This window comes from Sphingomonas sp. PP-CE-1A-559, assembly GCF_004340965.1.
Classification (GTDB): Bacteria; Pseudomonadota; Alphaproteobacteria; order Sphingomonadales; family Sphingomonadaceae; genus Sphingomonas.
Window position 1 is genome coordinate 100,096 of the sequence record NZ_SLYA01000007.1, and the last position, 6,000, is coordinate 106,095.

Annotated in this window: 5 protein-coding genes; 4 read left to right on the forward strand and 1 reads right to left on the reverse strand. The window is 65.2% G+C overall.

Translation table 11 applies throughout. The features are described from left to right. Positions 1–397: 397 nt before the first annotated feature. From C8J42_RS16775 to C8J42_RS16790, 4 genes are all read left to right on the forward strand, one after another. Positions 398–1,753, forward strand: a complete 1,356-nt coding sequence (locus tag C8J42_RS16775) for a M48 family metalloprotease (protein ID WP_133020975.1) — start codon at positions 398–400, stop codon at positions 1,751–1,753. Then, the gene (locus C8J42_RS16780; RefSeq protein WP_133020976.1) at positions 1,750–2,460 is read left to right on the forward strand and encodes a DsbA family protein; all 711 of its coding nucleotides are present in this window, start codon (positions 1,750–1,752) and stop codon (positions 2,458–2,460) included. Before C8J42_RS16775 ends, C8J42_RS16780 begins: the two co-directional genes overlap by 4 nt. A gap of 134 nt (positions 2,461–2,594) precedes the next feature. Then, positions 2,595–3,524 (forward strand): ABC transporter ATP-binding protein, encoded by a 930-nt coding sequence (locus C8J42_RS16785; RefSeq protein ID WP_133020977.1) that lies wholly within the window; start codon positions 2,595–2,597, stop codon positions 3,522–3,524. Continuing rightward, a complete protein-coding gene (locus tag C8J42_RS16790; RefSeq protein ID WP_133020978.1) occupies positions 3,521–4,282 on the forward strand; it encodes an ABC transporter permease in 762 nt (253 codons plus the stop codon). Before C8J42_RS16785 ends, C8J42_RS16790 begins: the two co-directional genes overlap by 4 nt. 139 nt (positions 4,283–4,421) lie before the next feature. Here C8J42_RS16790 and C8J42_RS16795 read toward each other — a convergent pair. After that, positions 4,422–6,000, reverse strand: a 1,579-nt coding sequence (locus C8J42_RS16795; RefSeq protein WP_133020979.1) for a CocE/NonD family hydrolase, incomplete at its 5' end; no start/stop codon positions are given.

A 6,000-nucleotide genomic window follows, 5' to 3' on the forward strand; every position in this document is an offset into this window, starting at 1 on the left:
GCCGTAGTGACGCACGCCGAACTCCCCCCGACCCAACACCACCCCGGCGAAGGCCGGGGCCCAATTGGAAAGGTGTCAATAACGAAGCGCCACCCTCAGTTAGCCCGGTCCCCCAATTGGACCCCGGCCTCCGCCGGGGTGGTGCCCTGATAGCCAGGGAGGAAACCGATAGCCGGGGAAGTGGCCGACAGCCGGCGTAGCAACCCGTAATGCCCCCCTCAAACCCCTGTCCTACACACCCAAACCCTGCTCCCCTCCCCCAATGCCACCCACACCCCCAACCAACCGCAAAACCGCCCCCAGCGTCTGCACTTCCTATACTTCGCTCCACCGCACGCCCGACCGCACGACCGCACGACCATTGCCCCCCCGCCCCCAATCGACGATACCCCGTAATATGAAGCGTCTAGTAGCCGCCGCAGCCACCGCCCTCCTCCTCTGGACGACGCCCCTCCAGGCCCAGTCGATTCTCCGCGACGCCGAGACCGAAACCATGTTTGCGGAGATGTCCAACCCGCTGATCAAGGCGGCCGGGCTCTCGACGCGCGACGTGAAGGTCGTCCTCATCAACGACGACTCGATCAACGCGTTCGTCGCCGGCGGCCAGACCGTCTACGTCCACTCTGGCCTCATCCAGGCGGCCGACAACGCCAACGAAGTCCAGGGCGTCATCGCGCACGAGCTCGGCCACATCGCCGACGGCCACGTCGTCCTCGCTGATCGCGGCACCAAGCCCGCAATGGGCATGTACCTGCTCTCGATGGTCCTCGGCCTCGCCGCGATGGCGGCCGGCAGCGGCGAAGCAGGCGCCGGCATCATGGCGGCGGGCCAGCAGGCGGCGATGGGCAGCTACCTCTCGTTCAGCCGCGTCCAGGAATCGACCGCAGACGCCACCGGCGCCAAGTTCCTGCGCGAGGCGAACGTCTCCGGCCGCGGCATGCTCAGCTTCTTCAAGAAACTGCAGCAGCAGGAATACCGCTTCGGCACCGCCAACATCGATCCGTTCATGCAGTCGCATCCGCTCTCCGGCGAGCGCGTCGCGACGCTCACCGCGGACCTGCAAGCCTCGCCCGCCTGGGCCAACAAACCCGACGCCGCGCTCGAGGAACGCTTCCGCCGCGTGAAGGCCAAGCTCGCCGGCTACGTCATGCCCGCTGACCAGACGCTCCAAGCCTACCCGCCCAGCAACCAGTCGATCTACGCCCACTACGCCCGCGCCTACGCGTATCACAAAGCCGGCTACCCCGAGAAAGCCGACGCCGAAGCCAACGCACTGGTAAAGGCCGAGCCGACCGATCCTTATTTCCTCGAGATCAAGGGCCAGATCCTGCTCGAAGCGGGCAAGCCGACCGAGTCGCTCATCCCCCTGCGCGAAGCCACGGAGGGTTCGCGCAATAACCCGCTGATCGCCACCACCTTCGGCCACGCGCTGATCGCTACCGAGAACAAGGCGAACTACCCCGAGGCGACCAGGGTCCTGCGCACCGCGGTCGGCCGCGACGACCAGAACCCGTTCGCCTGGATGCAGCTCGGCACCGTCTACGAACTGACCGGCGATACCGCGCGCGCCGCGCTCGCCACCGCCGAACGTGCGAGCATGGGCGGCGACATGAGGACCGCGTCGGCGAGCGCGCAATATGCGCTCGCGAACATACCGGCCAACACCACCGACTGGATCCGCGCACAGGATATCGCGATGGCCGCGCAGAACGAGATGGACGACAATCCCAAGCAGTATAAGCGCCGCAAATGAGCAAACTTACATTCCCGGCGATCGCGGTCGCGGGCGCCGTCATCGGAGGCCTCGCGGTCTGGGGTTTCGACCGCCAGGGCGGCGGCGTCGAGCGCGCGCAGGTCGAATCGATTGTCCACGACTATGTCCTGGCGCATCCCGAGATCCTTCCCGAGGCGATGGAGAAACTGCGCGACCGCGAGTCGGGCAAGACCGTCACCGCCAACCGCGACGCGATCGTCACCCCGTTCGGCAGCGCCTGGGCCGGCAACCCCAAGGGCGACGTCACGCTGGTCGAGTATTTCGATTACAATTGCGGATATTGCCGCGCGAGCCTGCCGATGATCGCCAAGCTGATCGCCGCCGACCCCAAGGTCCGCGTGGTCTTTCGCGAACTCCCGATCCTCAGCGCCGAAAGCCGCATCGCCGCGCGCGCCAGCCTCGCCGCCGCACAACAGGGCAAGTTCGCCACCTTCCACGACGCGCTCTACGCCGGCGGCCCGGTCAGCGACGCTTCGATTGCAGCGGCTGCGGGCAAGGCCGGGGTCGACGTGACGCAGGCCAGCTTCACGAAAACCGCCGACGCCGAAATAGCGAAGAACATGGAAACTGCCGCCAAACTCGGCATGACCGGCACGCCAAGCTGGGTGGTAGGCGACCGAGTCCTGTCGGGCGCGTTGCCGCTCGAAGACCTGCAAAAAGCGGTAGCAGCCGCCCGCGCCGGCTAACGGCCCTCCTTGTTTCCCCGCGAAGGCGGGGACCCAGTCTGGGCTCCCGCCTTCGCGGGAGAACAAGAAGGCGCGGGAAGGCCTATCATTCACCTCCCACCACCCCCATCTTCCCCTCACAAAAAGGGGTGCCAATGACCGAACCGATCCTGTCCATCGCGGGCGTCACCAAGACCTATAAGAGTGGCACCACAGCCCTCCACCCCGTCGATCTGGACATCCAGAAGGGCGAGATCTTCGCCCTCCTCGGCCCCAACGGCGCGGGCAAGACGACGCTCATCAGCATCATCTGCGGCATAGTCACGCCGTCCGCCGGCACGATCAAGGTCGCCGGATACGACGCCATCCGCGACTATAAGCAGGCGCGCAGCCGCATCGGACTCGTGCCCCAGGAACTCAACGTCGACATGTTCGAGACGGTGCTCGCCACCGTCACCTTCAGCCGCCGCCTGTTCGGCCGTTCGGGGCATAGCGCGTACATCGAACAGGTGCTGCGCGACCTCTCGCTCTGGGACAAGCGCGATGCCAAGATCCGCGAACTCTCCGGCGGCATGAAACGGCGCGTCCTGATCGCCAAGGCGCTCGCGCACGAACCCGAAATCCTCTTCTTGGACGAGCCCACCGCGGGCGTCGACGTGGCACTACGCCGCGACATGTGGAAGCTCGTCCACCGCCTGCGTGAAGGCGGCACGACGATCATCCTGACGACGCATTACATCGAGGAAGCCGAGGAAATGGCCGACCGCGTCGGCGTCATAAACAAGGGCAAGCTGCTCCTCGTCGACGACAAGGCGTCGCTGATGAAGAAGCTCGGCAAGCGCGAACTCGACATCGCCCTCCAGGACCCGATGACGGCGATTCCCGCCGAACTGGCGGAGTGGGACCTGTCGCTGGAAGACGACGGCAAGCGCTTGCGCTACGTGTTCGACGCACAGGCCGACCACACCGGAATCCCGTCGCTTCTTCGCAAACTCAGCGAACTCGGCATCGGCTTCAAGGACCTCGAAACCAGCAAATCGAGCCTCGAAGACATCTTCGTCGATCTCGTCGGAGAACGCGCATGAACACTCACGGCATCTGGGCGATCTACCGCTTCGAAATGGCGCGCGCGCTGCGCACCCTGTGGCAGAGCCTCGTCACCCCCGTCCTGACTACTTCGCTATATTTCATCGTCTTCGGCGGTGCGATCGGCAGCCGGATGCAGCAGGTCGGCGGCGTCAGTTACGGCAGCTTCATCGTCCCCGGCCTGATCATGCTGTCGCTGCTCACGCAGAGCATCTCGAACGCGTCGATCGGCATCTACTTCCCCAAATTCACCGGCACGATCTACGAGCTGTTGTCGGCGCCCGTCTCGGCGATGGAGATGGTGATCGGCTATGTCGGCGCTGCGACCACCAAGTCGGTGATCCTCGGGCTGATCATCCTCGCCACCGCCTCGTTCTTCGTGCCACTTCGCATCGAACACCCCTTCGCGATGATCGCCTTCCTGATCCTCACCGCGGTCGCGTTCAGCCTGTTCGGGTTCATCATCGGCGTGTGGGCCAACGGCTTCGAGCAGTTGAACTTCGTCCCCGCGCTGCTGATCACGCCGCTGACCTTCCTCGGCGGCGCATTCTACTCGATCGACATGCTGCCCCAGCCTTGGCGGACTTTCAGCCTGTTCAACCCGGTCGTGTACCTGGTGAGCGGTTTCCGCTGGAGCTTCTTCGGGGTAGGCGACGTCGCGGTCGGGGTGAGCCTCGCGGTGACGGCGGGCTTCCTTGCCGTGTGCCTGATCGCGATCGCCTGGATCTTCAAGACCGGCTGGCGGATGAAGAACTGATCTGGACGCCAGAGAGCACCACCCCGGCGGAGGCCGGGGCCCAGTTGGGGGACGGTAATAACGAAGGACCGCGCTCCGTTACCGCGACCTTTCCAACTGGGCCCCGGCCTCCGCCGGGGTGGGCAGCTGTCCGCAGACCCTAGCGCATGACCGGCAACGTAATCCGCGAGCCTACGCAAACCTTCTGCGTCGCCTTCACGTAATCGCCCGCCTTCGCCCGCCCGATGTTCGGCACGAACGACTGCGGGTTGCGGTCGATCATCGGGAACCAACTCGACTGGATCTGCACCATGATCCGGTGCCCCGCCTTGAACACATGATCGTGGTCACGCAGCGGCACGTCCCACGCGACCACCTTCCCCGGCACCAACGGCTGTGGCGCCGTATCGCTCGCCAGGAACCGCCCTCGCCGCACTTCCATCGCGATCGGCAACTGATACCCGTTGAGCGTCCGGGCATAGTCGCCTGGCTGAAGGCTACGCCCCGTCATCGACTCGGTATCGTCGGGCAGCACATCGATCAGCTTCACCACGAAATCGCTGTCGGTCCCGCTGGTCGATGCCTGCAACGTGGCCGACAGCGCCCCCGTCACCGTCAGGTCGGCAGTCAAAGGCTCCGACACATACCCCAGAACATCGGGCCGGTGATCGACGAAGCGCTGATCGTCCGCCTCCCACCACGCCCAGTCCGGGCTGGCATACGTCGCCGACATCGGTCGCCGACGGAACGGCACCGGGTTCGCCGGATCGGACACGTAGTCGCGACATGCCTCGCCAGCGGCCGGCGCGGTGAACGACAGGCTACCGTCCGCACGCAAATACAGCTCCGTCGCCTTCGCGCCCATCGGAGGCCAGGCGGCATAGGTCTTCCACACGTTCGACCCCGACTGGAACATCTTGGCCGCAAAGTCCGGCCGCGGGCCCTTGCCGTGTAGCCAATATGCGAAGAACGGTGCCTGGATTTGCTCTTGGAACTGCGTGCCGCTCGCCGTCCCGAGTGCGATCGGCCCGAGATGATCCGCCACGCCCTGCCACCCACCATGCCGCCACGGCCCCGCCACCATCTGCGCCAGGTGGTTCGGATCGTTGCGCTTCTGCTTGGCGTAAATCTGCCACGAGCCCCACGGATCCTCCTGATCCCAGAACCCGGCGACGTTCAGCGTCGGCACGGTCGTCTTGCCGAGCGAATCGGTCCAGCGTTGCGCAGTATAGAACGCGTCGTGATTGGGGTGATCGAGCAGCGACGTGAACATCGGCACCCGCCCCTTGAACACGGTCCGATCGATCGCCTCCGCCGAGCCGGCCTTCAGGAAATAGTCGTACGTATCGCTCGGATACGCGAAGTCGGAATTCTTCGTCTTGTCGAGTTGCAGCGACGACACCCAGTCGGTCGCATAGCTCAGCCGCAGCGCGCCGTTGCGGTGCAGGTCGTCCGACTGCCAGTAATCGATCCACGCCGCTTGCGGGGAGACCGCCTTCAGCGCCGGATGCGGGTTCGCCAGCGCCACTGCGGCGGCGAAACCGGGGTATGACACGCCCCACATGCCGACCTTGCCGGTGTTGGCCAGGACGTTCTTCACCAGCCAGCCGACTGTGTCGTAGGCGTCCGTGACCTCGTCGACCGCTTCTCTATCGCGGCCTGAGTCAACAGGCGCAGACCACTCTCCGCCGCCGCGAGTGCGCCGGTTTGAGGAATTGGTAGGCGACGAAAATACAAAT

Excerpts from the sequence above, each read along its gene's own strand:
- C8J42_RS16790 (WP_133020978.1), top strand. The coding sequence starts at position 3,521 with ATGAACACTCACGGCATCTGGGCGATCTACCGCTTCGAAATGGCGCGC.
- C8J42_RS16775 (WP_133020975.1), top strand. The coding sequence starts at position 398 with ATGAAGCGTCTAGTAGCCGCCGCAGCCACCGCCCTCCTCCTCTGGACG.
- C8J42_RS16780 (WP_133020976.1), top strand. The coding sequence starts at position 1,750 with ATGAGCAAACTTACATTCCCGGCGATCGCGGTCGCGGGCGCCGTCATC.
- C8J42_RS16785 (WP_133020977.1), top strand. The coding sequence starts at position 2,595 with ATGACCGAACCGATCCTGTCCATCGCGGGCGTCACCAAGACCTATAAG.